A 22,909-nucleotide genomic window follows, 5' to 3' on the forward strand; every position below is an offset into this window, starting at 1 on the left:
GCCGGATGAGGGGTTCGCCCCGCAACTTCACTGCGCGAGATTCCTGCGCCGAGAGAGACCCCTCACCCGTCTCGCCGCTGCGCGGCGAGCCACCCTCTCCCACAAGAAGGGGAGGGGGGATCGCGTTCGCAGCCTGGTATTCTTTGCGTTCGTAGGCCAAATAAACCGGACTCCACTTCGTCTCAAAACGTCTTAAAATCAGCCGGGGAAGGGATCACCGACATCGCATGACCTCGCCGACCGACGATCGATCGCCGAACCTGCCGCGCGGCTGGCTGCGCGCGACCGTCGTGTCGACGGTTGCGATCGCCTTCGTGGCGGCGGCTGCGGGCTTCGTCGCGTTCCTGTCGCAATTGCGCGGTGCCGAGCTCGCGCCGGATCGCAAGGCTGACGGCATCGTGGTTCTGACCGGCGGCTCCTCGCGGGTCTCGGACGCGATGGAGCTTTTGGCCGCCGGCTACGGCAGGCGGCTCCTGATTTCGGGCGTGCACCCGACCTCCACGGCGAGCGACATCTCCCGGACTCTGCCGGAGAGCCAGACCTTCATGCATTGCTGCGTCGATCTCGACCGCACCGCGGTCTCGACCCGCGGCAACGCGGCGGAGACGCGGCGCTGGGCGCAGGAGCGCGGCTTCAAGTCGCTGATCGTGGTCACCTCGAACTACCACATGCCGCGGGCGCTGGTGGAGTTTTCGCACGCGATGCCGGAGACGGCGCTGATCCCGTTCGCGGTGGTCGGCGACAAATGGCGCGAGGAGCCGTGGTGGACCTCGGCCTCGACCCTGCGGCTGCTGCTGTCGGAATACGTCAAATATATCGCGGCCGAGGTCAGGGTCCAGCTCGAGGACTTCGGGGTTGACCTTGCACCCGAAGTGTCGGAGCAGCCTGCGGGCCAGCCCTCGAGGCGGCCCGCCACCGCACAGGCCAATTGATCGGATTGTTGATGTTCCTGATTTTCCTGCGCTCGCTCCTGTTCAACGTGCTGTTTTACGCCGTGCTGGTGTGCCTCGCGATCGTGGCGCTGCCGACCTTCGCATTGCCGCCCCGAGCCATGCTGACGGTCGCGAAATGGTGGGCGAATGCGACGCTGTTCCTGATGCGGGTGGTCTGCAACATCAAGGTCGAATTCCGCGGGCAGGAGAAGATCCCGAAGGGGCCGCTGGTGATCGTGGCGAAGCATCAGTCGTTCTGGGAAACGTTCGCGCTCCTCCAGTTCTTCGATCGGCCGATCTTCATCCTCAAGCGGCAGCTGACGAACATTCCGGTGTTCGGCCAGTTCCTGATCAAGACGGGCATGATTGCGATCGACCGCAGCGCCGGCGTCAAGGCGCTCCTGGACATGACACGGCGGGCGCGCGAAGCCGTGCGCAGTGGTTGCCAGCTCGTGATCTTCCCCGAGGGCACGCGCCGCGCGCCCGGCGCACCGCCCGACTACAAGACCGGCTTCGCCCAGATCTATTCGGCCTGCGGCGTGCAGTGCCTGCCGATCGCGCTCAACTCCGGCCTGTTCTGGCCGCGCCGTACCTTCATGCGTTATCCCGGCACGCTGGTGGTCGAATTCCTCGACCCGCTGCCCCCGGGCCTGCCGAAGGACGAGTTTCTCTCCCGCGTGCAAACGACCATCGAAGACGCGACCGGGCGCATCGTCGACGCTGGCCGCAAGGAGCAGGAGCAGCTGATCGGATCCGCGCCGAGCTACGCGGCGACGAGCGGCTAGCGATTTTCGTGGTCTTCGGCCGGAGGCGGCGCGTGCAGGGCATGCGCATCACCATGCAGCATCGTCGCAAGCCGATGCAGCTGCGTGTCGCGAAAGCCTTCGGCCTCGATCGCCTTCACCGTCGCGGTCACGTAGTCGCGGTTGGCGCCGGACTGGCCGTGGCCCTGGAGCACGTGGCGATGCTGTTCGGTAAGCGACAGCCGGCCGGCATATTGCGCATGACCGCGGTCGACGACATAGGTGAGCGCGGATACGCGCTGCCGCGCATCGTTTTCCAGCCACACCGAGCGCATCACCTCGCGATAGACCGAGGTCACCTGCTCGCGTGCCCGCAAATAGGCGACCACGTCGATACGGTTCTTTTCGGCGACGCGGAAGGCGATGCCGCGGCAGGCGCCGCCGCGGTCGAGCCCGAGCACGAGGCCCGGCTTCTCCGGCGTACCGCGATGGACGAAGGAATAGACGCAGAGCGCGCGGTGCTCTCCGACCAGCCGCGCCGGGACACGTTCCTCGAATTCGAAGCCCGGCCGCCACATCAGCGAGCCGTAGCCGAACACCCAGAGGTCGCCCATGGCGGTGGTGGCGGAGGGGAGGGTGATTTCCGACATTTCGGGCACGGCTATCAGAACCGGGTCTCCAAGCGAAGCGAATTCTCCGCCTTCCGCCGCGGTCGAACCCCGCTTACATTTGCCAAAATCTGTGGTCAAAGGGTCGCCGTATGTCCGATATGACCGTTGCCGCAGGCCGGCGCTCCCGTTGGGGCCTTTTCATTGCCCCCGTCCTCCTCCTGATCCTCGCCGCTGCCTGGAGCGGCTTCTGGTTCTATGCCGCCTCGCAGGCCGAGGTGGCAGCCGACGCCTGGCGCGCTCAGGAGGCCAAGTCCGGCCGTATCTATGATTGCGCCAAGCGCTCGATCGCGGGCTTCCCGTTCCGCTTCGAGGTCCAGTGCAATGGCGCCAGCGTCGCCCTGGTGTCGCAGAGCGCGAGCAAGACGCCGTTCACGGCGAAGCTCGACAACATCCTGGTGGTCGCCCAGGTCTATGATCCCAAGCTCGTCATCGCCGAATTCAAGGCGCCTGCGACGCTGACCGACGGGGTCACGCAGACCTCGTTCGTGGTGAACTGGAGCAAGGGCCGCAGCAGCGTGGTCGGCTTGCCGGCCGTGCCGGAGCGCGCCTCCATCGTGTTCGACGATCCCGCCATCAACCGTCTCGACGGCACCGTGCAGGTGCCGATGGCGCGCGCAAAGCAGGTCGAGCTGCATGGGCGCCTTGCGGACGGATCGTCGCGCGATCATCCGGTCATCGAGACCGTGCTCCAGATCGCGCAGGGCAGCATCCAGGGCGTTCATCCGCTGCTCGCCGAGCCGTTCGAGGCCGACGTGCGGGCGAAGGTCACCGGGCTTTCCGATCTCGCGCCGAAGCCGTGGCCGCAGCGCTTCCGCGAGCTCCAGGCCGCCGGTGGCCATGTCGAGATCGTGCAGTCGCGGATCCAGCAGGGCGACATGATCGCGGTCGCGGCTGGCACGCTCGGCCTCTCCGCCAATGGTCGTCTCGATGGCGAATTGCAGATGACGGTGACCGGCCTCGAGCGGGTGATCCCGGCGCTCGGCCTCGAGAAGATGCTGGAGGAGGGCGTGCCGCAAGCGACGCTCGATCGCGTCGCGCCGGGCGTGAAGACGCAGGACCTGAATAGTCTGCTCGGCGCGCTCGACCGCGCCATTCCCGGCCTCGGCAAGGTCGTCAAGCAGAACGCCAATGTCGGGCTTGCCGCCGGCATCAATTCGCTCGGCACCGAGAGCACGCTGGAAGGCAAGAAGGCCCGCAGCTTCCCGTTGCGCTTCGCCGATGGTGCGGTGCTGCTCGGCCCGATCAAGGTCGGGCAGATCCCGCCGCTTTACTGAGCGGCAGTCACGACAGCTTCGCGCCATCGTGATGGCGATGCGGCCTCGCACTGGGAATGCGAGGCCGCGAAATCCGGTCTCTCTTCACGTCGGCCGCACACTCTAGCGGCCGGTTCAGGAGAGACCACCATGACGAAGACCAAGCTGTTCATTGCCGCCATTGCCATCCAGGCCGCATTTGCGACGCCCGCGCTCGCGCAGTGGCAGTCGCAGGAGCCGGCCGCATTCGCAGCCCAGTATCCGAATGGCGATCACGCTGCCGCACTCAGCGGCGCGCGGGATGCCATGGCGTTTGTGCCGTTGATGCCGAAGTCGCCGCGGCACACGATGCCGCACGCAGCCAAGGGCAAATAGGGTTGCTTCCGTCCGCGAGCGCTGCGCGTTTTGAGGTGGGCCCGGCCGGATCTGATCGGCTGGGCCCATGCTCGTCATTTCTTGTCGAGCGCCGCGTGCGGCCGGCCGAAATCCGCTGCTGCCGAATCCTGGCCGATCTCGACGATGCCGCGGCGGATCGCGCGGGTGCGGGTGAAATGGTCGAACAACGCCTCGCCGTCGCCGCGCCGGATCGCGCGGGTGAGCTTTGCGAGGTCCTCGTTGAAGGTGCCGAGCATTTCCAGCACGGCTTCCTTGTTGGCGAGGAAGACGTCGCGCCACATTGTCGGATCGGAGGCCGCGATACGGGTAAAATCGCGGAAGCCGCCGGCGGAGAACTTGATCACTTCGGACTCCGTCACCTGCGCCAGCTCGTCGGCGGTGCCGACGATGGTGTAGGCGATCAGATGCGGCAGATGGCTGGTGATTGCGAGCACGAGATCATGATGATCCGGCGTCATCACCTCAACCTTGGCGCCGAGCGCGGCCCAGAAGCCGCGCAGCCGGTCGACGGCGGCGGTGTCGGTGCCTTCGGGCGGGGTGAGGATGCACCAGCGATTGATGAACAGCTCGGCGAAACCGGAATCCGGACCCGAATGCTCGGTGCCGGCAACCGGATGCGCGGGAATGAAATGAATGCCCCGCGGCAGATGTGGGGACATGTCCCTGACGATGGCGCCCTTGACCGAGCCGACGTCGGAGATGATCGCGCCCGGTTTCAGATGCGCGGCGATCTCCTGCGCCACCGGCCCGCAGGCGCCGACGGGAATGCAGAGGATGACGAGATCGGCATCCTTCACGGCTTCCGCGTTGGTCGCCACGACCTCATCGACGATGCCGAGTTCGACGACCCGCGCGCGCGTCTTCTCCGAGCGCGCGGTGGTGACGATCTCACCGGCCAGGCCCTGGAGCTTCGCAGCGCGCGCGATCGAGCCTCCGATCAGGCCGAAGCCGATCAGCGCGACGCGCTGGAAGTGCGGATGCGCGCTCATTTGCCGGCCACGAAGTCGCGCAAGGCCTCGACCACGAGGCGGTTGGCCTCCTCGGTGCCGATGGTCATGCGCAGTGAATGCGGCAGGCCATAGTTCTTCAGCGCTCGCAGCACCAGGCCCCGCTTGGTCAGGAAGGCGTCGGCGTCGTCCGAGGTCTTGCCCTTGTCGGTCGGGAAATGGATCAGAACGAAATTGGCGACGCTCGGCGTCACCTTGAGCCCGAGCTTGCCGATCTCATCGGTCAGCCAGTTGCGCCAGGTCTCGGTGAACTGCTTCGACATCGCCTGATGCGCGGTGTCCTCGATCGCGGCGACCGCGGCGTACATCGCCGGCGTCGAGACGTTGAAAGGACCGCGGATGCGGTTGACTGCATCGATGATGTGCTCGGGGCCGAACATCCAGCCGATGCGCAACGCCGCGAGACCGTGGATCTTGGAGAAGGTGTGCGTCACCACGGTGTTCTCGGTCGTGGCGACGAGCTCGATCCCCATCTCATAGTCGTTACGAGAAACGTAATCGCAATAGGCGGCGTCGAGCACGAGCAGGATGTGCTGCGGCAGGCCCGCGCGCAGGCGCTTGACCTCGTCGAACGGCAGATAGGTGCCGGTCGGGTTGTTGGGATTGGCGAGCCAGACGAGCTTCGTGCGCGGCGTCACGGCTTTCAGGATTGCGTCGACGTCGGCGATGAGATCCTTCTCGGGCGCCACGATATTCTTGGCTCCGTTCGCCATGGTCGCGATCGGGTAGACCAGGAAGCCGTGAGTGGTCGAGATCGCCTCATCGCCGTGACTGAGATAGGTGTGGGCGAGCAGGTTGAGGATCTCGTCCGAGCCGGCGCCGCAGATGATGCGGTTGGGATCGAGGCCGAAGGAGCGGCCGATCGCCTCGCGCAGCACGCGCGAGGTGCCCTCGGGATAGTCCTCCAGATGCGTCGCCACGTGCTTGAAGGCCTCGATCGCCTTGGGCGAGGGCCCGAACGGCGTCTCGTTGGCCGACAGCTTGAAGACCTTGCGGCCCGGCTCCGGCACCGGCGTCTTGCCGGGCGTGTAGGGCGCAATATCGAGAATGCCGGGGTTCGGCACGGGGCGGGACATCTTGGACTCCGGATGGGCGGGACGGACCGTGGCCTACGATTTCGTCCCGGTCGGGGGCACCGTATAGCGCGTTGCGTGGCTGCCGACGAGGGCCGTGGAGCGGACGGAGGCCCCCGCATCGATCAGGGCTGCCTTGATCTTATCGAGGCTGGTTGCCGCAGTGATAGAGATCAGCAGCGCCGCGCCGTCGAAGGCGGTGTCGGGCACCGCCACGATCTCGGCGAGCGGCGACACAGCGCGCGCGATCTCGGCATTCCAGCCCGACACACGCACGCTGAACGTCTCGACCTCCGTCACCATGGCGCTGTCGGCGACGCGCGAGACCACGAACACCGGGAGCGCCGCCGGATGGTCGGCACGCTCGACGAAGGGCAGCCGTGCAATGATCTTCGGCGCGCCCGTCTCCTCCAGCGAGAGCCACCACGGGGTGCGGCTGGAGGTCGCCGAGACCAGCGCCAGATCGCCCTTGGATTTCGCGACCGCCTCGACCGCTGCCTGTGCGCTGAAATGCGCGACGTAAGGCACGGTGAAGCCGAAATGGAAGCGCGCGGAATCGCGCATCGCGGGCTCGCTCACCGAGACGTCGGCGTGCACCGCGAACGGCGCCTGGACATAGGTGAAGGTCGAGATGATGACGCGCCAGATGCTCTCGACCGTATCGAGCGGCAGGATACCGCGATGGCGCTCGACCAGGCTGCGCATCATGCTGGCCTCGCGCGCGGGCCGGAACGCCGAGCCGACCTCCTGGGTCTGCTTGACCTGGATCAGGCGGTCGATGATGTCGCCACGCTGCATCAACAGCCGATGCATGCCCTCGTCGATCGCATCGATCTCCTTGCGCAATTCCTGCAACGATGGTGGCGCGGGCGGACGTTGGGACATATCTGTCAGTGCTGTTGAGAGGCGTTCTAGAGCGGATCGGCAAGGCCGGATCGACAAGGCCGGATCCGCTGCGGTCAAGGTCCTGATTAGGCAGGATGAGCGCCGAAAGCAAAGAGAAATGACGGCCTATCCGGCTGACGGCGTAGAGACGAATCTGGTTAATCCGGACCGCGACTTGACGAAAACTGCCCAAGCCAGTAGTTTTTACCTGTTCCGTGGTCATTTGAGCCGGCCGGCTTGCAGCCACGTTAAAAAACTCGCTAAACAGGCCGGGGACGCATCCGATCCCGGCCGAACCTATCGTTCAGGCCGGGTTTTTTATGGCCTGATGTCAGCGGCGGCCCGCAGGGGCTGATCGCAAATGAGGTCGAGATGGTTGGCGTCAAGTCGATTCCCAGTCCCGCGATCAGTGCCGACGACCGGTCGCATGAGGTGGATCATCCGAGTTCGGAGGTCGCGCATTTTGGCGCCAATCAGCCGCTGCCGCTCGATTGCGGCATCGATCTCTCGCCGTTCCAGATCGCCTACCAGACCTATGGTGAGCTCAACGCAGAGCGCTCCAACGCCGTTCTGATCTGCCATGCGCTGACCGGCGACCAGCATGTCGCCAATGTGCATCCCGTCACCGGCAAGCCGGGCTGGTGGGACACCCTGGTGGGCCCCGGTCGCCCGCTTGATCCGAGCCGATATTTCATCATCTGCGCCAATGTGATTGGCGGCTGCATGGGCTCGACCGGGCCGGCCTCAATCAATCCCGCGACCGGTAAGGTGTGGGGGCTGGATTTCCCGGTCATCACGATCCCCGACATGGTGCGCGCGCAGGCCATGCTGATCGACCGGCTCGGCATCGACACGCTGTTCGCAGTGGTCGGCGGCTCGATGGGCGGCATGCAGGTGTTGCAGTGGACCGCGGCCTATCCTGGCCGCGTGTTCTCCGCGCTGGCGATCGCCTGCTCGACACGGCACTCGGCGCAGAACATCGCCTTCCACGAGCTCGGCCGGCAGGCCGTGATGGCCGATCCCGACTGGCACAACGGCCGCTACACCGATCACCGCATCCATCCGCATCGCGGTCTCGCGGTGGCGCGGATGGCCGCGCATATCACCTACCTGTCCGACGCGGCGCTGCATCGAAAGTTCGGCCGGCGCATGCAGGATCGCGAGCTGCCGACCTTCTCGTTCGACGCCGATTTCCAGGTCGAGAGCTATCTGCGCTACCAGGGCTCGTCCTTCGTCGAGCGCTTTGATGCCAATAGCTATCTCTATCTGACGCGCGCGATGGATTATTTCGACATCGCTGCTGATCATGACGGCGTGCTCGCGAAGGCGTTCGCGGGCATCCAGACCCGCTTCTGCGTTGTCTCCTTCACCAGCGATTGGCTGTTCCCGACATCGGAATCGCGCGCGCTCGTGCATGCGTTGAACGCGTCGAGCGCGCGGGTGTCATTCGCCGAGATCGAGACCGATCGCGGCCATGATGCCTTCCTGCTCGACGTGCCCGAATTCTTCGATATCTCGCGCGCCTTCCTGCAATCCGCAGGCAAAGCGCGCGGGCTCACCAGCAAGGGCGATTGAGACATGTCCGTGCAAGAAGTGCTGCCTCTCAACGGCGTTGTCACTGAGCATTCCGGCTACTATCGCGCCGACCATCTCCTGGTCGCCGAGATGGTCAAGCCCGGCTCGAAAGTGCTCGACGTCGGTTGCGGCGACGGCGACCTGCTGCAGCTTCTGGAGACCCGCGGCATCGACGGACGCGGCATCGAGCTGTCGCGCGAGGGCGTCAATCGCTGCGTCGCCAAGGGGCTTGCGGTGGTGCAGGGCGATGCCGATACCGACCTCGTCAACTATCCCGATGACGCCTTCGACTACGTGATCCTGTCGCAGACGCTGCAGGCGACGCGGCAGCCGAGGGTCGTGCTGGAAAACCTGCTCCGCATCGGCCATCGCGCGATCGTGTCGTTCCCGAATTTCGGCTACTGGAAGATGCGCTTGCAGCTCCTGATCGGCGGACACATGCCGCGCACGGAGAATCTGCCGGCGACCTGGTACGACACCACCAACATCCACTTCTGCACCATCAAGGATTTCGTCGAGCTCTGCGATGCGATCGGTGTCAAGATGGAGCGCGCCGAGGCGCTCGACCTCTATGGCCGCCCGCTCCGGCTGCGGCTGCCCTGGTGGGTGTGGAATCTGTTCGGCGAGCAGGGTGTGTTTCTGCTAAGCAGAGGCGGCAGGAAGTCGTAGTCACCGTCATTCCGGGGCGATGCGAAGCATCGAACCCGGAATCCATCGGGCCTCAGCGTTCGTGGCACAATCGATTCCGGGCCTGCGCCTGCCGGCGCATCCCCATTGCGCAATTGCGCAATGTGGAATGACGAGCTAGTTTGCAGCCACCGACCTCGGATCGCGCACCGGCCATCGCCCGGCTTCCACCAGCGTGACGAACCGCTCCACGCTCTCGTTGAACAGCGCGGGCTCCTCGAGGTTCAGCACGTGGCCCGACTTCGGAAACATCGCGAGCCCGGCCGCCGGCAGATGCTTCTTCAGGAACAGGCTCGGCCCGACACACGGATCGTCCTCGTCGCCGCAGATGATCAGCGCTGGTGTCGCGACGTTTCTGATCGCATCCGTCATGGTGTAGATCGAGGGGCGGCCGCCCTGGAAGCCACGCATTGTGCTCGCCGATCCCTTGGCGTCATGCCGCGCCAGCGCGGCGTAGAAATCCGCGTGGCCGCGCGGGTCCTTGACCAGGAATGGAATCCGGCTCGGTGCCTCGCGCGTGACCTTGGCGACCTCGGAGGTGCCGAGTGTCTCGAACTGTTCGGCATTGGCGCGGCACTGCTTGCGCCAGGCGTCGAGGTTCTCGAGCTCCGAGCCGGAGCCGACGCCGGCAAGCGTCATCGACAGCGCGCGCTCTGGCGCATTGAGGCCGATCTGCAGCGATGAATAGGCGCCCATCGAGAGGCCGACCAGATGTGCGCAATCGATCTTGAGATGATCGAGCACGGCCAGCGCATCGGTGTAGAAGTGCTTGTAGGTGTAGACCTCGCCAGAGGGCACATCCGACGGCGTGTAGCCGCGCGCGGAATAGGTGATGCAGCGGTGGCCGCGCGAGAAGTAGCGCATCTGCGGCTCCCAATTGGTGTAGTCGGCCGCGAACTCGTGCAGAAAAATGATGGGCGTTCCCTGGCCCCCTTCCTCGAAATAGATGCGGACGTCGTCCCTGGTCGTGGCGTGGGGCATTAACCTTTTCCCTCTTCATAGAGCCGTGTGCACAGGATCGCAGTTAATTCTGTTGGCAGCAATGCGGCAGCCTCAGAGCAGCGGCGACACAAAGTCATCGCAACAATTCCCGGACGCGGCATTTCGCGCTGCGGCGCTGTGTCTTTTTCTCGCCACATCTAAAGGTTTAACGGCCCGTGGATGTCGGCCACCGCACGGGCCGACGGGAATTGGGGGTGTCAACGTAGGATGAAGAATGCTCGAGTTGTTTGCGTACCGCCTGTCGCGTCTCGTTGTCGCGCTGGCTCTCTTCTTCGCGGCCGCGGCCGTGTTCGTTTCTCCGGCGTCAGCACGGTCTCATCGTCATCACGCTGCGCGGCACGTGCACCACGCTGCACATTACGCCACCAGTCATCATCACTACCGGCATTTCGCGCGCGGCTCGCGCGTCGGGCGCAGCGCTGCGCAACCGCAGGCGAGCGGCTTCGGCAACTCCCAGGCCAGCTATGATCCGAATGCGAACAGCGGCGGGGCAACGAGCGGCGGCTTCGGTGGTGGATCGGGGCTGGTCTCCGAGGCGCGCCGCTATCTCGGCGGCAATCCGACGAACCGCGGCAGCCTGTGGTGCGCGCGCTTCATGAACATGGTGCTGGAGCACACCGGCCATAAGGGCACCGGCTCCGACATGGCGAGCTCGTTCGCGCGTTACGGAACGCGTGTGTCCGGTCCGCAGGTCGGTGCGATCGCGGTCATGTCGCGCGGCCGGCGGGGCGGTCATGTCGGCATCATCACCGGCATCGACGCGCACGGCAATCCGATCATGATCTCCGGCAACAACGGCAACCGCGTCCGCGAGGCGCCGATCTCGCGCGGCCGGATCTACGCGTACGTGATGCCGAACTGAGTTCAGGAATCCGTAGGGTGGGCAAAGCGCAGCGTGCCCACCACTTCTGTCTGCTCGAAGGAATGGTGGGCACGGCGCAAGAGCGCCTTTGCCCACCCTGCGAAAGCTCACACCAGCTTCGGTTCTTCCACCGCGATCTCGTCGCCGACGCCGATCTCGCCGTCGGCGATCACCTCGGCATAGATGCCGCAGTCCATGTGGCCGAGATTACGCGAGAGCGTGGGCGGGATTTCGAGGTCGCGCTTGCCGGTTTCAGGATCGACATTAGTGGCCGGGCAGCGAACGATGCGTTTGATCACCTTCAGCCGGGCCTGGCCGATCGCGAGCGTCTGGCCGACGAGGTCGAGCTCGGACCATGCCGGCCAGCCCTGGACATAGAGATTGGCGCGGAAGCGCAGCGGATGCACGGCGGCGCCGCCGAGCATGGTCTCGATGGCGCGGACGCTGCCGAGATTGATGATGGACACGACCTTGCGGGCGACGTCGGAAAAGCTGTGATCGCGGCCGGAAAGCAGCTTTGGCGGGCCCTTCAGCTCCGGCTGAAAGTTCGCGCTGAAGTAGCCCTCGATGGCGGCGCGCCCGGCGGCAGTCTCGAGATCGCCGCTGGCGACGATTTGGCCGTTCTCGCGGATGGTCAGGCGGTTGGTCGCGTCCTCGAACCGGCTGTCGAGGGTTGCCAGCCGCTCATTGCGCGCCAGCATCAGAAACTGGATTTTCGGCTTCCACTGGGGCGACTCGGGATCGAAGCCGCTCGGGCCGTTCTCGATGGCGTAGCGGCGGTCGGCGGGCAGGGTCTGGCCGACCCGCAAGGGCGCGCGGGGCAGAGGCTCTGGCGTCAGGCCTTTGACCGGGTAGCGGTAAAGGCCGGTGATCTCGGCGGTCGGGCTCGGTGTCATGGTGCTACTTAAGGGATTCGACCGGCCGGAGCCAAGCAGGCCAGTCTGCGCACGAATTTGTGAAGTCGCCTCTTTCGATCCGAGGGCACGCTTCCCACATCTGGGTCAGGCCGGCGCCAGCGCCGGCTGATAACGACCGTTGCCGGTTGAGGAACGTCAACGCGGCCAGCGGAAACCCAGTGAAGATGCCGTTTGGAGTGCCTTAGAGGGCTCCAGGGGCAGGCCGAGGGAAAGAAAAGACATGAACATCGACAAATATACCGAACGCTCCAGGGGCTTCATCCAGTCTGCGCAATCGCTCGCGATGCGCGAGGGGCACCAGCAGTTTTCGACCCTGCACCTCCTGAAAGTCCTTTTGGACGACAATGAGGGGCTCGCTGCCGGTCTGATCGACCGTGCCGGCGGCAATTCCCGTGCAATTTTGAAGGCGACCGAGGACGCCCTGAACAAGGTGCCGAAGGTCAGTGGTGGCGGCGCCGGGCAGATCTATCTGGCGCCTGAGCTCGCCCGTACCTTTGACGCGGCAGAAAAGGCCGGCGAGAAGGCCGGCGACAGCTTTGTCACTGTCGAGCGCCTCCTGCTCGGGCTTGCGCTGGAGAAGACCAGCGAGGCCGGCGCGATCCTGGCCAAGGGCGGGGTCACCCCGCAAAATCTCAATGCGGCGATCGAGGCGCTGCGCAAGGGCCGGACCGCCGACAGCGCGACCGCCGAGAACGCCTATGACGCCCTGAAGAAATATGCCCGCGATCTGACCCAGGCTGCGCGCGACGGCAAGCTCGACCCGGTCATCGGCCGCGACGAGGAGATCCGCCGCACCATCCAGGTGCTGTCGCGCCGGACCAAGAACAATCCCGTCCTGATCGGCGAGCCCGGCGTCGGCAAGACCGCCATCGCCGAAGGCCTTGCGCTGCGCATCGTCAATGGCGACGTTCCGGAGAGCCTCAAGGACAAGAAGCTGCTCTCGCTCGACCTCGGCGCGCTGATCGCCGGCGCGAAGTATCGCGGCGAGTTCGAGGAGCGGCTGAAGGCCGTGCTCCAGGAAGTGACCGCGAGCGACGGCAACTTCATCCTGTTCATCGACGAGATGCACACGCTGATCGGCGCCGGCAAGGCCGACGGCGCGATGGACGCGTCCAACCTGCTCAAGCCGGCTTTGGCGCGCGGCGAGCTGCACTGCATCGGCGCGACCACGCTCGACGAGTACCAGAAGCATGTCGAGAAGGACGCGGCGCTGGCACGGCGCTTCCAGCCGATCTTCGTCAGCGAGCCATCGGTCGAGGACACCATCTCGATCCTGCGCGGGCTGAAGGACAAGTACGAGCAGCACCACGGAGTTCGGATCACCGATTCCGCGCTTGTTGCCTCCGCGACGCTGTCCAACCGTTACATCACCGACCGTTTCCTGCCCGACAAGGCGATCGACCTCATGGACGAGGCCGCCGCGCGGCTGAAGATGCAGGTCGATTCCAAGCCGGAAGAGCTGGATTCGCTCGACCGCGAGATCATCCGGCTCAAGATCGAGCAGGAGGCCCTGAAGAAAGAGAGCGATCTCGGCTCCAAGGCCCGTCTCGAGGGGCTGGAGAAGGAGCTCGTCGAGCTCGAGGAGAAGTCGGCGGCGCTGACGTCACGCTGGAGCGCGGAGAAGAACAAGCTCTCGAACGCCCAGAAGCTGAAAGCCGAGCTCGACGGCTTGCGCGTCGAGCTTGCCAATGCACAGCGGCGCGGCGAATTCCAGCGCGCCGGCGAGCTGGCCTATGGCCGGATCCCGGAGCTCGAGAAGAAGCTCGCGGACATCGAGGCGCGTGAAGGCTCCGGCGAGATGATGGAGGAGGCGGTCACCGCCAACCACATCGCGCAGGTGGTCTCGCGCTGGACCGGCGTGCCCGTCGACAAGATGCTGGAAGGCGAGAAGGAGAAGCTCCTGAAGATGGAGGAGCAACTCGGCACGCGCGTCGTCGGCCAAGCTGAGGCCGTGCGTGCGGTCGCAACCGCCGTACGCCGCTCGCGCGCAGGCCTGCAGGACCCGCACCGGCCGACCGGCTCGTTCATGTTCCTGGGCCCCACCGGTGTCGGCAAGACCGAGCTGACGAAAGCCCTGGCGGAGTATCTCTTCAACGACGAGACCGCGATGGTCCGCCTCGACATGTCCGAATACATGGAGAAGCACTCGGTCTCGCGGCTGATCGGCGCGCCTCCGGGCTATGTCGGCTATGACGAGGGCGGTGCGCTGACCGAAGCGGTGCGGCGCCGGCCCTACCAGGTGGTACTGTTCGACGAGATCGAGAAGGCCCATCCTGACGTCTTCAACGTCCTGTTGCAGGTGCTCGACGACGGCCGCCTGACCGATGGTCAGGGCCGTACCGTCGATTTCCGCAACACGCTGATCATCATGACCTCGAACCTCGGCTCGGAGTTTTTGGTGAATCAACCGGAGGGCGAAGACACGTCGGCCGTGCGCGAGCAGGTGATGGCGACGGTGCGGGCACATTTCAGGCCGGAATTTTTGAACCGCGTCGACGAGATCATCCTGTTCCATCGCTTGCAGAAGAGCGAGATGGGCCGGATCGTCGAGATCCAGTTCGCGCGCCTGCAGAAGCTGCTGACCGATCGCAAGATCGTTCTGACGCTGGACGCGGCCGCACGCGACTGGCTTGCCGCCAAGGGCTGGGATCCCGCCTACGGCGCAAGGCCGCTCAAGCGCGTGATCCAGCGCTACCTTCAGGATCCGCTTGCCGAGATGATCCTGGCCGGCGAGGTGAGGGACGGAGATAGCGTTACGATCTCGTCCGCGGGCAACGTGCTGACCTTCAACGGCAAGGCACCTCAGACCGCGGAGATTACCCAGTTCGAAACGCCGGTGTCGAAGCGCAAGCTGAATTGATCGCTGGCACTCGCCGCCAAACAAGATCGCCCCGGAGAGGTCTCTCCGGGGCGAACTGTTTCTGGGGCCGCTTGCTAGCTGGCCGTAGAGCCGGAGCCGGGGCCGGCCGGACCTTCCTCGTCGCGGTCCTGCTCGAGCTCCGAAAGAATATCCACGAGCTCGCGCACGCGTCCGTGCGCCAGCGGCCGCAGGTCGTTGATCATCGGCTCGTCATTGGCGAGCCAGGCTTGCGCTTCGGCGAGCTCTTCCACAGTCGCGCCGGTTCCGATGATTTGGGCGATGGTGACGTCGTCGGCTCGATCCACGGTCTTGACGACATCGTCGCGTGAGAGGCGCCGCATGGTTCCCTCCTCATGCTCGTGGCGTGCACGTCCTGGGGCGACGGTAAAACCCGTCGCGCGTGTCAATCGGGATGCCCGTAGAACAGTTCCATGAGACAGGACGTAGGAAGAAGCCCGGCCGGGTAGAAGTCCCGCGGGAAAAAGTGACCGGCAGAGCTACCGGTTGTTCACCTGCGACGGTGCGACTGGGGCCATGGTACCATTCGATTTAATGAAACTCCTGCCGCGGGCAGGGGGTTGCCCCAGCACACAGGTTCGCCGCCGAGCGCTCCGATCCCCCAAAAGCCGCCTCGCACGCCATCCGCGTCTCGCCCTGGGCCTGCTTGAGCGCCTGATCGATCGCCGTCAGCACCTCCAAAATCGTCGTCGGCGAAGCCTGCTCCACAAGCCAGCGCAGGAAACCGCCATGAAACAAGATCTTGTCGTCTCCAATCATCCTGTCTTCGACGAGCTTCATCCCAAGATCTATGGGGCCGCCGTCGGCCTTGTCGCCTGGTTCACGCTGATGGCCTGGGTGCTGTTTGATCGCAGCAGTGATGTCAGCCTCTCCCTCGGCTTCGTCACGCTGCTGTTCGTGGTCGCGATCCTGCTGCCATGGACGCTTTCGCTGGTCTGGAGGAGATATCGGATGCCGTAGAGCCGCATCTGAGGCCGACCTCGCTGCGCGACTGGGAGGCCGGCGAGTTCGCGGTCTGGGGCGCGAGGCTTCACGGCTCGCATGCCGCGATCGACGTGCTGCTGCCGCTGATGGCCGTTTCGTTCGGCCTGACGGCGATCGGAATCGTGTTCGTGATCGTGCGGGCGCAGGTTCTGCCCTAGCCGCGCCCAACGAGGGTGAGGGATTGCCGGCCTAGCGGTTGCTGACCTGCAGCGGCCCGCCGGTCGCATCCGACATCCGGGCGATGGCGCCGTTGCGACCGCTCATCATGCCATCGAGGCGGTCGCGTTCCTTCTCGAAGCCCGCCAGCATCGGGCCTTCCAGCGAGCGGCCGCGCGGCAGCTTCACGCGCATCGGGTCGACGAAGCGACCGTTGACGAGGATTTCGTAGTGGACGTGGGGTCCCGTCGACTGGCCGGTCGAGCCGACGAAGCCGATCACCTGGCCTTGGCGCACCTTCTTGCCCGCCTCCATGCCCTTGGCGAAGGCCGACATGTGGCCGTACGCGGTCTCGTAGCCGTTGTTGTGCTTGATGCGGATATACTTGCCGTAGCCGCCCTCGAGCTGGGCCTTCTCGATCACGCCGTTGCCGGCAGCGAAGATCGGCGTGCCGTAGGCGGTGGCCCAGTCGACGCCGGTGTGCATCTTGACGTAGCCCAGGATCGGATGGCGACGGCCGCCGAAGCCGGAGCGCATGATCGCGCTGTTGACGGGCTTTCTGACCAGGAACTTCTTCGCGCTCTTGCCGGTCTCGTCATAGTAGTCGACGACGCCGTCGTCGGGACTCTGGAAGCGGTAGTATTTCTTGGTCTCGCCGCCGACCGTCAGCGAGGCGAACAGCACCTCGTTCTTCTCGGTCGCGGTCACGCCCTCGTCTTCACCGGCGTAGAAGACGTCGAAGGAATCGCCAGGCTGCACCTTGCGCTGGAAGTCGACGTCGTAGGAGTAGATCTTGATCATGTCGTCGATGACCGGCATCGGCACTTTGTTGCGCATCGCGGTCTCGTAGATGCTCTGGTAGAGCCTGACGCCGGAGCCGTCGTCATCATCGTCGTCGTCGCTGTTGGCGTTCGCGGTCGCATCCGCGACGGTGTTCATGCTCGAGACGTCGACCGCAACGTATTTGCCGAGATCCGACAGCGCGGCGATGGCCTCGACCGTGGTGTCGTTGGCAACGACGACGCGGAACGGCTGCAGCCGCGCGCCGGGCGTTGCCGGCGCTATCAGGATGCGCAGCTTCTCGCCTTCCTTCAGGCCGCCGTCGCGGCCGCGCGGCCCGAGCGTCGCGGTGATCGCCTTGATTTCTTCCGGCGTGGCGCCGAGATCGCGCAGCACGGAGCCGACGCTGTCGCCCTTCTTGACCATGTGGACGCGCTCACCGTTCGGATTGCCGCCCGTGATCTGCTCCTTGGTCTTCGGCAGCAGCGTGACGTTTTCCGGCACCACGCGAGTCTCGAAGCCGGCATAGGGGTCCGCCGAGGGCGACTCGGTGGCGTAGGCCATCTTGATGTCGGACTGGCCGGCCGCACCGGAGACGTCGGCGGTGGCATTGGCGAGCGCTGCGTAGCGCACGCCGCCATTGCCGCGCCAGTTGGCGGCATCGCGCACCCGCATCAGGATGTCGTCGAGCGCCACCACTGCGGAAATCTTGGCCTTCGGCAGCACCGGCGACAGGTCCTTGGTGACGAAGGAGACTTCGGCGTCGGGCTCGACGGCTTCGGGATTGTTCGGATCGTCGGAGGCCGTCTTCGGATCGGCGCCGACGTCGCTGAGAAGACGCTGCGCGTTGAATGGGGGAATCTTCGCCGACAGATCGCTCGTCGTCATCGACAGATTGCCCGCGATCCGGACGAAGGGGCGCACGCGCATCACGTCGCGGTTGCCGACGCGGGCAACGGTGGAGACGCGTACGATGTTGCGTGAGGCCGTGGATTCGTTGGGCGGCGGCAGGCGGTCGCTCTTGTGCAGCGTGGCGGCGCGGTCAGCTGCGCCGAACGCGCCCCGCAGCGCGCCCTCGACCCGCTCCGGCACCTTCGCAAAGGTCATCTCGCCGTCGAGAGATGCGAAAACGGCGCCGCCGATCAGGGCCGCGCCGCAGAGTCCGGTCAGAATTGTACCGCTGAACCATTGCACGGAGACGCGACGACGATCGATGACGGCGGCTTCGGAACCATCGACGGAAAGTGGCGGCTCGTGGCCGAGATCGATGATCCCGGTCTCACGCCCATAACCCCCGCGTGACGTCCTATGGTTCAACCCACGTCCCCCAATCAACGACCCAAGAAGCCCTGTCTCCGAGCCTTCGCCGAGGTTGCCCTCTTGAAGGGGCATCGCTGGAAAAGGCAAACCGCACAGGAGTCCGCAGTCAGAAAGCCCCGAAGAGGGCCGGCCGAAATTACGAACAGCTAAGCGGGCAGAGGTCTCTCGATGTCTCTCGAATGTCTGAAGAAGGCCGCTTCATCGTAAGATTGCCTTCCTCTGACCAGTGAAAATCGCCGGCAGCCCCCACTGGCACCCGACGATTCAAGCTTGTCTCTTATCAGAACGCCGCGGGATTGTGGCTCTAGTACGGCCGCAAATCCGGAAAAAGTTTCCTGAACGGGCCGGCCACCGGGCCACCCCGCCGTGGGATCCAGGACCCTTTGAGGCGTCCCCCCTCCGGGATTCCCTCCGAACCCCTCTGCCTCGAAATTTTTTTCGCTTTTTTTCCTCCCCCGCATTGCCGAGCCACCCCCGCCGGGGGCCCGGGACCCTCGCCGGAACCCCTCCGGGACCCTTTTGCAGCCCCTCCGGCCCCAAACTTTTTTCAGATTTTTTACCACCCGCGTCGTCGACCCAGCCATGGCCTCCCACCTAAGTCATGGAAAACACGTGAATTTTTCCGAACTTTGGGCGTGCGACGATTTGTTGACAATGGGCGTTGACATTCCCGATCGGTGGGGACTATAACCCAACCACTGAGCGCGGCGCCGCCGGGTCACTGACCAAGGCGAGCGAACGCGCCACTGATGCTCCTCACCTTGTTGAGTGACACAACAATCGACACCAGTCGGTTGGAGTCATTCATCGTCGGTAAGGGTGTCGGAACCCTTCCTCTCAGGAAGGTTGGGACCTCTCCGGTCCCGGGCTGTTTGACAAGTGAAGATGAAGAAAGAGAAACGTGGACGGCGGAGTCCTTGCGCCTCTCGGACCACTTAAGAGCTTCGGCTTTTGAGTACTGAGAGAGGACGAAAGACTTCGGCGGTACACGTTTCAAAGGAAACACCATCGTTGTCCGCGATGTGAATCGCAGACAGCAAGTCGATTTCGGTCGACAATGGTGGGACCTCGTCAAACGTTGTGATCAGCCGGTTCAAAGTTCAAGTCCAACTTGAGAGTTTGATCCTGGCTCAGAGCGAACGCTGGCGGCAGGCTTAACACATGCAAGTCGAGCGGGCGTAGCAATACGTCAGCGGCAGACGGGTGAGTAACGCGTGGGAACGTACCTTTTGGTTCGGAACAACACAGGGAAACTTGTGCTAATACCGGATAAGCCCTTACGGGGAAAGATTTATCGCCGAAAGATCGGCCCGCGTCTGATTAGCTAGTTGGTGAGGTAATGGCTCACCAAGGCGACGATCAGTAGCTGGTCTGAGAGGATGATCAGCCACATTGGGACTGAGACACGGCCCAAACTCCTACGGGAGGCAGCAGTGGGGAATATTGGACAATGGGGGCAACCCTGATCCAGCCATGCCGCGTGAGTGATGAAGGCCCTAGGGTTGTAAAGCTCTTTTGTGCGGGAAGATAATGACGGTACCGCAAGAATAAGCCCCGGCTAACTTCGTGCCAGCAGCCGCGGTAATACGAAGGGGGCTAGCGTTGCTCGGAATCACTGGGCGTAAAGGGTGCGTAGGCGGGTCTTTAAGTCAGGGGTGAAATCCTGGAGCTCAACTCCAGAACTGCCTTTGATACTGAAGATCTTGAGTTCGGGAGAGGTGAGTGGAACTGCGAGTGTAGAGGTGAAATTCGTAGATATTCGCAAGAACACCAGTGGCGAAGGCGGCTCACTGGCCCGATACTGACGCTGAGGCACGAAAGCGTGGGGAGCAAACAGGATTAGATACCCTGGTAGTCCACGCCGTAAACGATGAATGCCAGCCGTTAGTGGGTTTACTCACTAGTGGCGCAGCTAACGCTTTAAGCATTCCGCCTGGGGAGTACGGTCGCAAGATTAAAACTCAAAGGAATTGACGGGGGCCCGCACAAGCGGTGGAGCATGTGGTTTAATTCGACGCAACGCGCAGAACCTTACCAGCCCTTGACATCCCGGTCGCGGACTCCAGAGACGGAGTTCTTCAGTTCGGCTGGACCGGAGACAGGTGCTGCATGGCTGTCGTCAGCTCGTGTCGTGAGATGTTGGGTTAAGTCCCGCAACGAGCGCAACCCCCGTCCTTAGTTGCTACCATTTAGTTGAGCACTCTAAGGAGACTGCCGGTGATAAGCCGCGAGGAAGGTGGGGATGACGTCAAGTCCTCATGGCCCTTACGGGCTGGGCTACACACGTGCTACAATGGCGGTGACAATGGGAAGCGAAGACGCAAGTCCTAGCAAATCTCAAAAAGCCGTCTCAGTTCGGATTGGGCTCTGCAACTCGAGCCCATGAAGTTGGAATCGCTAGTAATCGTGGATCAGCACGCCACGGTGAATACGTTCCCGGGCCTTGTACACACCGCCCGTCACACCATGGGAGTTGGCTTTACCTGAAGACGGTGCGCTAACCAGCAATGGAGGCAGCCGGCCACGGTAGGGTCAGCGACTGGGGTGAAGTCGTAACAAGGTAGCCGTAGGGGAACCTGCGGCTGGATCACCTCCTTTCTAAGGATGGTCCTTCAGAGAGCTCACGCTCACTATCGGACCGTTTTAGAAACATCAGGGGCCAACAGATCGCCAGATCGTTGAGCTCCATTGGCGGGATTTCGCCGTCTACGTTTCTCTTTCTTCGCGGACGAACACGCGCCAGGGGCTGCGCTGTGCGGTTGCATTCGGCGCTAGTGGCCGGCTGCACGCGAGCAAGATCCCTTGTCCTCCGAAGGATATGCGTTAGGGGCTTGTAGCTCAGTTGGTTAGAGCGCGCGCTTGATAAGCGTGAGGTCGGAAGTTCAAGTCTTCCCAGGCCCACCACTTTCATCGAGTGAGCATTCGTCTTCTGGTTACGGGGCCATAGCTCAGCTGGGAGAGCGCGTGCTTTGCAAGCATGAGGTCGTCGGTTCGATCCCGTCTGGCTCCACCAGATGGTTTGATTGCCGGCGCAGCTTGTACCGAAATCGTCCGCGAAACATCACTTCGCACCCACTAGTCCGGATGGACAGTGACGTGCGTGTTTTCTGACATCGTAAAGAGGAGATCGATCCGAGTTGGGTCGTGCAGCAATTGTTGCGCGAGCCTTCATTATCTCCGGATCATTTCGGCGCTCGCTTCCGGCCGTGAGGTTGGTTGCGAGTTGTAAATGATCCTTTTAGCGAAGCTTGACCGCCTCGCTATCGGAACGATCTTACGAAGCAAGCTGGTCTTTCTAGTCAATGTCCGGCTGCGACAATCGCGTTCATCGAGGACGCGTGCCTTTGATGGCAGTTGCGCAGACAACATTCTGCCGAGTGTGTGGACATTGATAATGAGAGCAATCAAGTGCCTTAAGGGTGTTCGGTGGATGCCTTGGCGCTGAGAGGCGATGAAGGACGTGCTACGCTGCGATAAGCCGTGGGGAGCTGCGAAGAAGCTTTGATCCGCGGATTTCCGAATGGGGAAACCCACCTTCGATAGCCGGAACTCCAAGACCTTTGTCGAAAGACATCGGTGTGGGGTTCGACCAGATAATGCGAGAAGCCAGGCCTTTAGATTTCGATCGAAGAGGTTTTGGATTTCCGGTTATCAAGTGAAGGTATGAGACTTCTGAATAAAATAGGAGGTTTCAAGCAAACCCAGGGAACTGAAACATCTAAGTACCTGGAGGAAAGGACATCAACAGAGACTCCGTTAGTAGTGGCGAGCGAACGCGGACCAGGCCAGTGATACATCAAAGACAATCGGAACCAGTCAGGAAAGCTGGGCCTCAGAGGGTGATAGCCCCGTACGAGTAATGCGATGATGTATCCTTGAGTAAGGCGGGACACGTGCAATCCTGTCTGAACACGGGGGGACCACCCTCCAAGCCTAAGTACTCCTCAGCGACCGATAGCGAACCAGTACCGTGAGGGAAAGGTGAAAAGCACCCCGACGAGGGGAGTGAAATAGACCTGAAACCGGACACCTACAAACAGATGGAGCCCAAGATTCGTTCTGGGTGACATCGTACCTTTTGTATTATGGGCCAGCGACTTAATTTAACGAGCAAGCTTAAGCCGATAGGCGAAGGCGTAGCGAAAGCGAGTCTGAATAGGGCGCCAAGTTCGTTGTATTAGACCCGAAACCTAGTGATCTAGCCATGAGCAGGTTGAAGGTGAGGTAACACTCACTGGAGGACCGAACGGGTGCCTGTTGAAAAAGGCTCCGATGACTTGTGGTTAGGGGTGAAAGGCCAATCAAACTGGGAAATAGCTGGTTCTCCGCGAAAGATATTTAGGTATCGCCTCGGATGAATACCTCAGGGGGTAGAGCACTGGATGGGCTAGGGGGACTTACCGTCTTACCAAACCCAACCAAACTCCGAATACCTGAGAGTACTATCCGGGAGTCACACGGCGGGTGCTAACGTCCGTCGTGGAGAGGGAAACAACCCGGACCTACAGCTAAGGCCCCTAATTCGTGGCTAAGTGGGAAAGGATGTGGAAATCCCAAAACAACCAGGAGGTTGGCTTAGAAGCAGCCATCCTTTAAAGAAAGCGTAACAGCTCACTGGTCTAAATAAGGGTTTCTGCGCCGAAGATGTAACGGGGCTCAAGCCACGAGCCGAAGCTTAGGGTGTAGTCCGCAAGGGCTACGCGGTAGCGGAGCGTTCTGTAAGCCTGCGAAGGGCGACTCGTGAGAGCGCCTGGAGGTATCAGAAGTGCGAATGCTGGCATGAGTAAC

At 63.1% G+C, this 22,909-nt stretch carries 19 protein-coding genes, 2 tRNA genes, 2 rRNA genes and 1 riboswitch (1 of these 24 running past the window's edge); of the genes, 14 read left to right on the forward strand and 9 right to left on the reverse strand.

The genetic code is table 11. The features are described 5' to 3' along the window. Window positions 1-227 precede the first annotated feature (227 nt). Window positions 228-932 carry a YdcF family protein gene (locus AXW67_RS35965; RefSeq protein ID WP_063681720.1) on the forward strand — a complete coding sequence of 235 codons (705 nt, stop codon included), beginning with the start codon at window positions 228-230 and terminating at the stop codon, window positions 930-932. An 11-nt stretch (window positions 933-943) separates the two neighbouring features. Then, window positions 944-1,717: a lysophospholipid acyltransferase family protein gene (locus tag AXW67_RS35970; protein ID WP_063681721.1), complete on the forward strand. Its 774-nt coding sequence runs from the start codon at window positions 944-946 to the stop codon at window positions 1,715-1,717. Here the strand turns inward: AXW67_RS35970 and AXW67_RS35975 are convergent. Further along, complete coding sequence (locus tag AXW67_RS35975) at window positions 1,714-2,325, reverse strand: gamma-glutamylcyclotransferase (RefSeq protein WP_027552391.1); 612 nt, start codon at window positions 2,323-2,325, stop codon at window positions 1,714-1,716. The two genes, AXW67_RS35970 and AXW67_RS35975, sit on opposite strands and share 4 nt — an antisense overlap. Before the next feature lie 110 nt (window positions 2,326-2,435). Here AXW67_RS35975 and AXW67_RS35980 point away from each other — a divergent pair, with 110 nt between their 5' ends. Both AXW67_RS35980 and AXW67_RS35985 read left to right on the forward strand, forming a co-directional pair. Then, window positions 2,436-3,620, forward strand: coding sequence for a DUF2125 domain-containing protein (locus tag AXW67_RS35980; protein WP_063681722.1), 1,185 nt, complete (start codon window positions 2,436-2,438; stop codon window positions 3,618-3,620). Window positions 3,621-3,749: 129 nt separating this feature from the next. Further along, window positions 3,750-3,974 carry a hypothetical protein gene (locus AXW67_RS35985; protein ID WP_027552393.1) on the forward strand — a complete coding sequence of 75 codons (225 nt, stop codon included), beginning with the start codon at window positions 3,750-3,752 and terminating at the stop codon, window positions 3,972-3,974. A gap of 74 nt (window positions 3,975-4,048) precedes the next feature. Here the strand turns inward: AXW67_RS35985 and AXW67_RS35990 are convergent, their stop codons facing one another. Genes AXW67_RS35990 through AXW67_RS36000 form a run of 3 tightly spaced genes read right to left on the reverse strand, consistent with a single transcriptional unit; the run spans window position 4,049 to window position 6,960 of the window. Beyond that, a complete protein-coding gene (locus AXW67_RS35990; protein WP_063681723.1) occupies window positions 4,049-4,984 on the reverse strand; it encodes a prephenate/arogenate dehydrogenase family protein in 936 nt (311 codons plus the stop codon). Continuing rightward, window positions 4,981-6,078, reverse strand: coding sequence for a histidinol-phosphate transaminase (gene hisC / locus AXW67_RS35995; RefSeq protein ID WP_063681724.1), 1,098 nt, complete (start codon window positions 6,076-6,078; stop codon window positions 4,981-4,983). The genes AXW67_RS35990 and hisC overlap by 4 nt, the downstream gene beginning before the upstream one ends. A gap of 33 nt (window positions 6,079-6,111) precedes the next feature. After that, a complete protein-coding gene (locus AXW67_RS36000; protein ID WP_063681725.1) occupies window positions 6,112-6,960 on the reverse strand; it encodes a chorismate mutase in 849 nt (282 codons plus the stop codon). Window positions 6,961-7,165: 205 nt separating this feature from the next. Further along, a riboswitch (SAM riboswitch) is annotated at window positions 7,166-7,245 on the forward strand. Window positions 7,246-7,332: 87 nt separating this feature from the next. Between AXW67_RS36000 and metX the strand changes: the two genes are divergently transcribed. Together metX and metW are read left to right on the forward strand one after the other, a co-directional pair. After that, window positions 7,333-8,535 carry a homoserine O-acetyltransferase MetX gene (gene metX, locus AXW67_RS36005; protein ID WP_063681726.1) on the forward strand — a complete coding sequence of 401 codons (1,203 nt, stop codon included), beginning with the start codon at window positions 7,333-7,335 and terminating at the stop codon, window positions 8,533-8,535. A gap of 3 nt (window positions 8,536-8,538) precedes the next feature. Continuing rightward, a complete protein-coding gene (gene metW, locus AXW67_RS36010; RefSeq protein WP_027552398.1) occupies window positions 8,539-9,204 on the forward strand; it encodes a methionine biosynthesis protein MetW in 666 nt (221 codons plus the stop codon). Window positions 9,205-9,339: 135 nt separating this feature from the next. On the opposite strand, the gene AXW67_RS36015 is transcribed toward metW, so the two are convergent. Further along, window positions 9,340-10,203: an alpha/beta fold hydrolase gene (locus tag AXW67_RS36015; RefSeq protein WP_063681727.1), complete on the reverse strand. Its 864-nt coding sequence runs from the start codon at window positions 10,201-10,203 to the stop codon at window positions 9,340-9,342. Between the two features lie 235 nt (window positions 10,204-10,438). Here AXW67_RS36015 and AXW67_RS36020 point away from each other — a divergent pair, with 235 nt between their 5' ends. After that, entirely contained in the window at window positions 10,439-11,086 is a 648-nt protein-coding gene (locus tag AXW67_RS36020) for a TIGR02594 family protein (RefSeq protein ID WP_063681728.1), read from the forward strand. Between the two features lie 107 nt (window positions 11,087-11,193). On the opposite strand, the gene AXW67_RS36025 is transcribed toward AXW67_RS36020, so the two are convergent. Continuing rightward, window positions 11,194-11,982, reverse strand: coding sequence for an MOSC domain-containing protein (locus AXW67_RS36025; protein WP_063681729.1), 789 nt, complete (start codon window positions 11,980-11,982; stop codon window positions 11,194-11,196). Window positions 11,983-12,223: 241 nt separating this feature from the next. On the opposite strand from AXW67_RS36025, the gene clpB reads away from it, so the two are divergent. Beyond that, complete coding sequence (gene clpB, locus AXW67_RS36030) at window positions 12,224-14,863, forward strand: ATP-dependent chaperone ClpB (protein WP_027552402.1); 2,640 nt, start codon at window positions 12,224-12,226, stop codon at window positions 14,861-14,863. Window positions 14,864-14,937: 74 nt separating this feature from the next. Here the strand turns inward: clpB and AXW67_RS36035 are convergent, their stop codons facing one another. Together AXW67_RS36035 and AXW67_RS36040 are read right to left on the reverse strand one after the other, a co-directional pair. After that, complete coding sequence (locus AXW67_RS36035) at window positions 14,938-15,204, reverse strand: hypothetical protein (protein WP_027552403.1); 267 nt, start codon at window positions 15,202-15,204, stop codon at window positions 14,938-14,940. A gap of 208 nt (window positions 15,205-15,412) precedes the next feature. Next, a complete protein-coding gene (locus AXW67_RS36040; RefSeq protein ID WP_063681730.1) occupies window positions 15,413-15,619 on the reverse strand; it encodes a hypothetical protein in 207 nt (68 codons plus the stop codon). Between AXW67_RS36040 and AXW67_RS36045 the strand changes: the two genes are divergently transcribed. Further along, a complete protein-coding gene (locus AXW67_RS36045) occupies window positions 15,611-15,841 on the forward strand; it encodes a hypothetical protein (RefSeq protein ID WP_063681731.1) in 231 nt (76 codons plus the stop codon). The genes AXW67_RS36040 and AXW67_RS36045 overlap by 9 nt on opposite strands. Further along, complete coding sequence (locus AXW67_RS36050) at window positions 15,799-16,023, forward strand: hypothetical protein (protein ID WP_063681732.1); 225 nt, start codon at window positions 15,799-15,801, stop codon at window positions 16,021-16,023. The genes AXW67_RS36045 and AXW67_RS36050 overlap by 43 nt, the downstream gene beginning before the upstream one ends. A 31-nt stretch (window positions 16,024-16,054) precedes the next feature. Here AXW67_RS36050 and AXW67_RS36055 read toward each other — a convergent pair whose 3' ends face one another. Next, window positions 16,055-18,118, reverse strand: coding sequence for a M23 family metallopeptidase (locus AXW67_RS36055; protein WP_063681733.1), 2,064 nt, complete (start codon window positions 18,116-18,118; stop codon window positions 16,055-16,057). A gap of 1,110 nt (window positions 18,119-19,228) precedes the next feature. Between AXW67_RS36055 and AXW67_RS36065 the strand changes: the two genes are divergently transcribed. From AXW67_RS36065 to AXW67_RS36080, 4 genes are all read left to right on the forward strand, one after another. Continuing rightward, window positions 19,229-20,719 (forward strand): 16S ribosomal RNA (locus AXW67_RS36065). Between the two features lie 229 nt (window positions 20,720-20,948). Next, window positions 20,949-21,025: transfer RNA gene (locus AXW67_RS36070), tRNA-Ile, on the forward strand. A gap of 33 nt (window positions 21,026-21,058) precedes the next feature. Continuing rightward, window positions 21,059-21,134 (forward strand) — tRNA-Ala (locus tag AXW67_RS36075). Window positions 21,135-21,523: 389 nt separating this feature from the next. Further along, window positions 21,524-22,909: ribosomal RNA gene (locus AXW67_RS36080) — 23S ribosomal RNA — on the forward strand; it runs 1,488 nt beyond the window's last position. The 16S and 23S rRNA genes sit together here with 2 tRNA genes alongside, the layout of an rRNA operon.

The organism is Bradyrhizobium neotropicale (assembly GCF_001641695.1).
Lineage (GTDB): Bacteria > Pseudomonadota > Alphaproteobacteria > Rhizobiales > Xanthobacteraceae > Bradyrhizobium > Bradyrhizobium neotropicale.

Bases quoted from the DNA above. Each gene is read 5' to 3' on its own strand.
- AXW67_RS35965 (WP_063681720.1), top strand. From the start codon at position 228: ATGACCTCGCCGACCGACGATCGATCGCCGAACCTGCCGCGCGGCTGG.
- AXW67_RS35970 (WP_063681721.1), top strand. From the start codon at position 944: ATGTTCCTGATTTTCCTGCGCTCGCTCCTGTTCAACGTGCTGTTTTAC.
- AXW67_RS35975 (WP_027552391.1), bottom strand. From the start codon at position 2,325: ATGTCGGAAATCACCCTCCCCTCCGCCACCACCGCCATGGGCGACCTC.
- AXW67_RS35980 (WP_063681722.1), top strand. From the start codon at position 2,436: ATGTCCGATATGACCGTTGCCGCAGGCCGGCGCTCCCGTTGGGGCCTT.
- AXW67_RS35985 (WP_027552393.1), top strand. From the start codon at position 3,750: ATGACGAAGACCAAGCTGTTCATTGCCGCCATTGCCATCCAGGCCGCA.
- AXW67_RS35990 (WP_063681723.1), bottom strand. From the start codon at position 4,984: ATGAGCGCGCATCCGCACTTCCAGCGCGTCGCGCTGATCGGCTTCGGC.
- hisC (WP_063681724.1), bottom strand. From the start codon at position 6,078: ATGTCCCGCCCCGTGCCGAACCCCGGCATTCTCGATATTGCGCCCTAC.
- AXW67_RS36000 (WP_063681725.1), bottom strand. From the start codon at position 6,960: ATGTCCCAACGTCCGCCCGCGCCACCATCGTTGCAGGAATTGCGCAAG.
- metX (WP_063681726.1), top strand. From the start codon at position 7,333: ATGGTTGGCGTCAAGTCGATTCCCAGTCCCGCGATCAGTGCCGACGAC.
- metW (WP_027552398.1), top strand. From the start codon at position 8,539: ATGTCCGTGCAAGAAGTGCTGCCTCTCAACGGCGTTGTCACTGAGCAT.
- AXW67_RS36015 (WP_063681727.1), bottom strand. From the start codon at position 10,203: ATGCCCCACGCCACGACCAGGGACGACGTCCGCATCTATTTCGAGGAA.
- AXW67_RS36020 (WP_063681728.1), top strand. From the start codon at position 10,439: ATGCTCGAGTTGTTTGCGTACCGCCTGTCGCGTCTCGTTGTCGCGCTG.
- AXW67_RS36025 (WP_063681729.1), bottom strand. From the start codon at position 11,982: ATGACACCGAGCCCGACCGCCGAGATCACCGGCCTTTACCGCTACCCG.
- clpB (WP_027552402.1), top strand. From the start codon at position 12,224: ATGAACATCGACAAATATACCGAACGCTCCAGGGGCTTCATCCAGTCT.
- AXW67_RS36035 (WP_027552403.1), bottom strand. From the start codon at position 15,204: ATGCGGCGCCTCTCACGCGACGATGTCGTCAAGACCGTGGATCGAGCC.
- AXW67_RS36045 (WP_063681731.1), top strand. From the start codon at position 15,611: ATGAAACAAGATCTTGTCGTCTCCAATCATCCTGTCTTCGACGAGCTT.
- AXW67_RS36050 (WP_063681732.1), top strand. From the start codon at position 15,799: ATGGACGCTTTCGCTGGTCTGGAGGAGATATCGGATGCCGTAGAGCCG.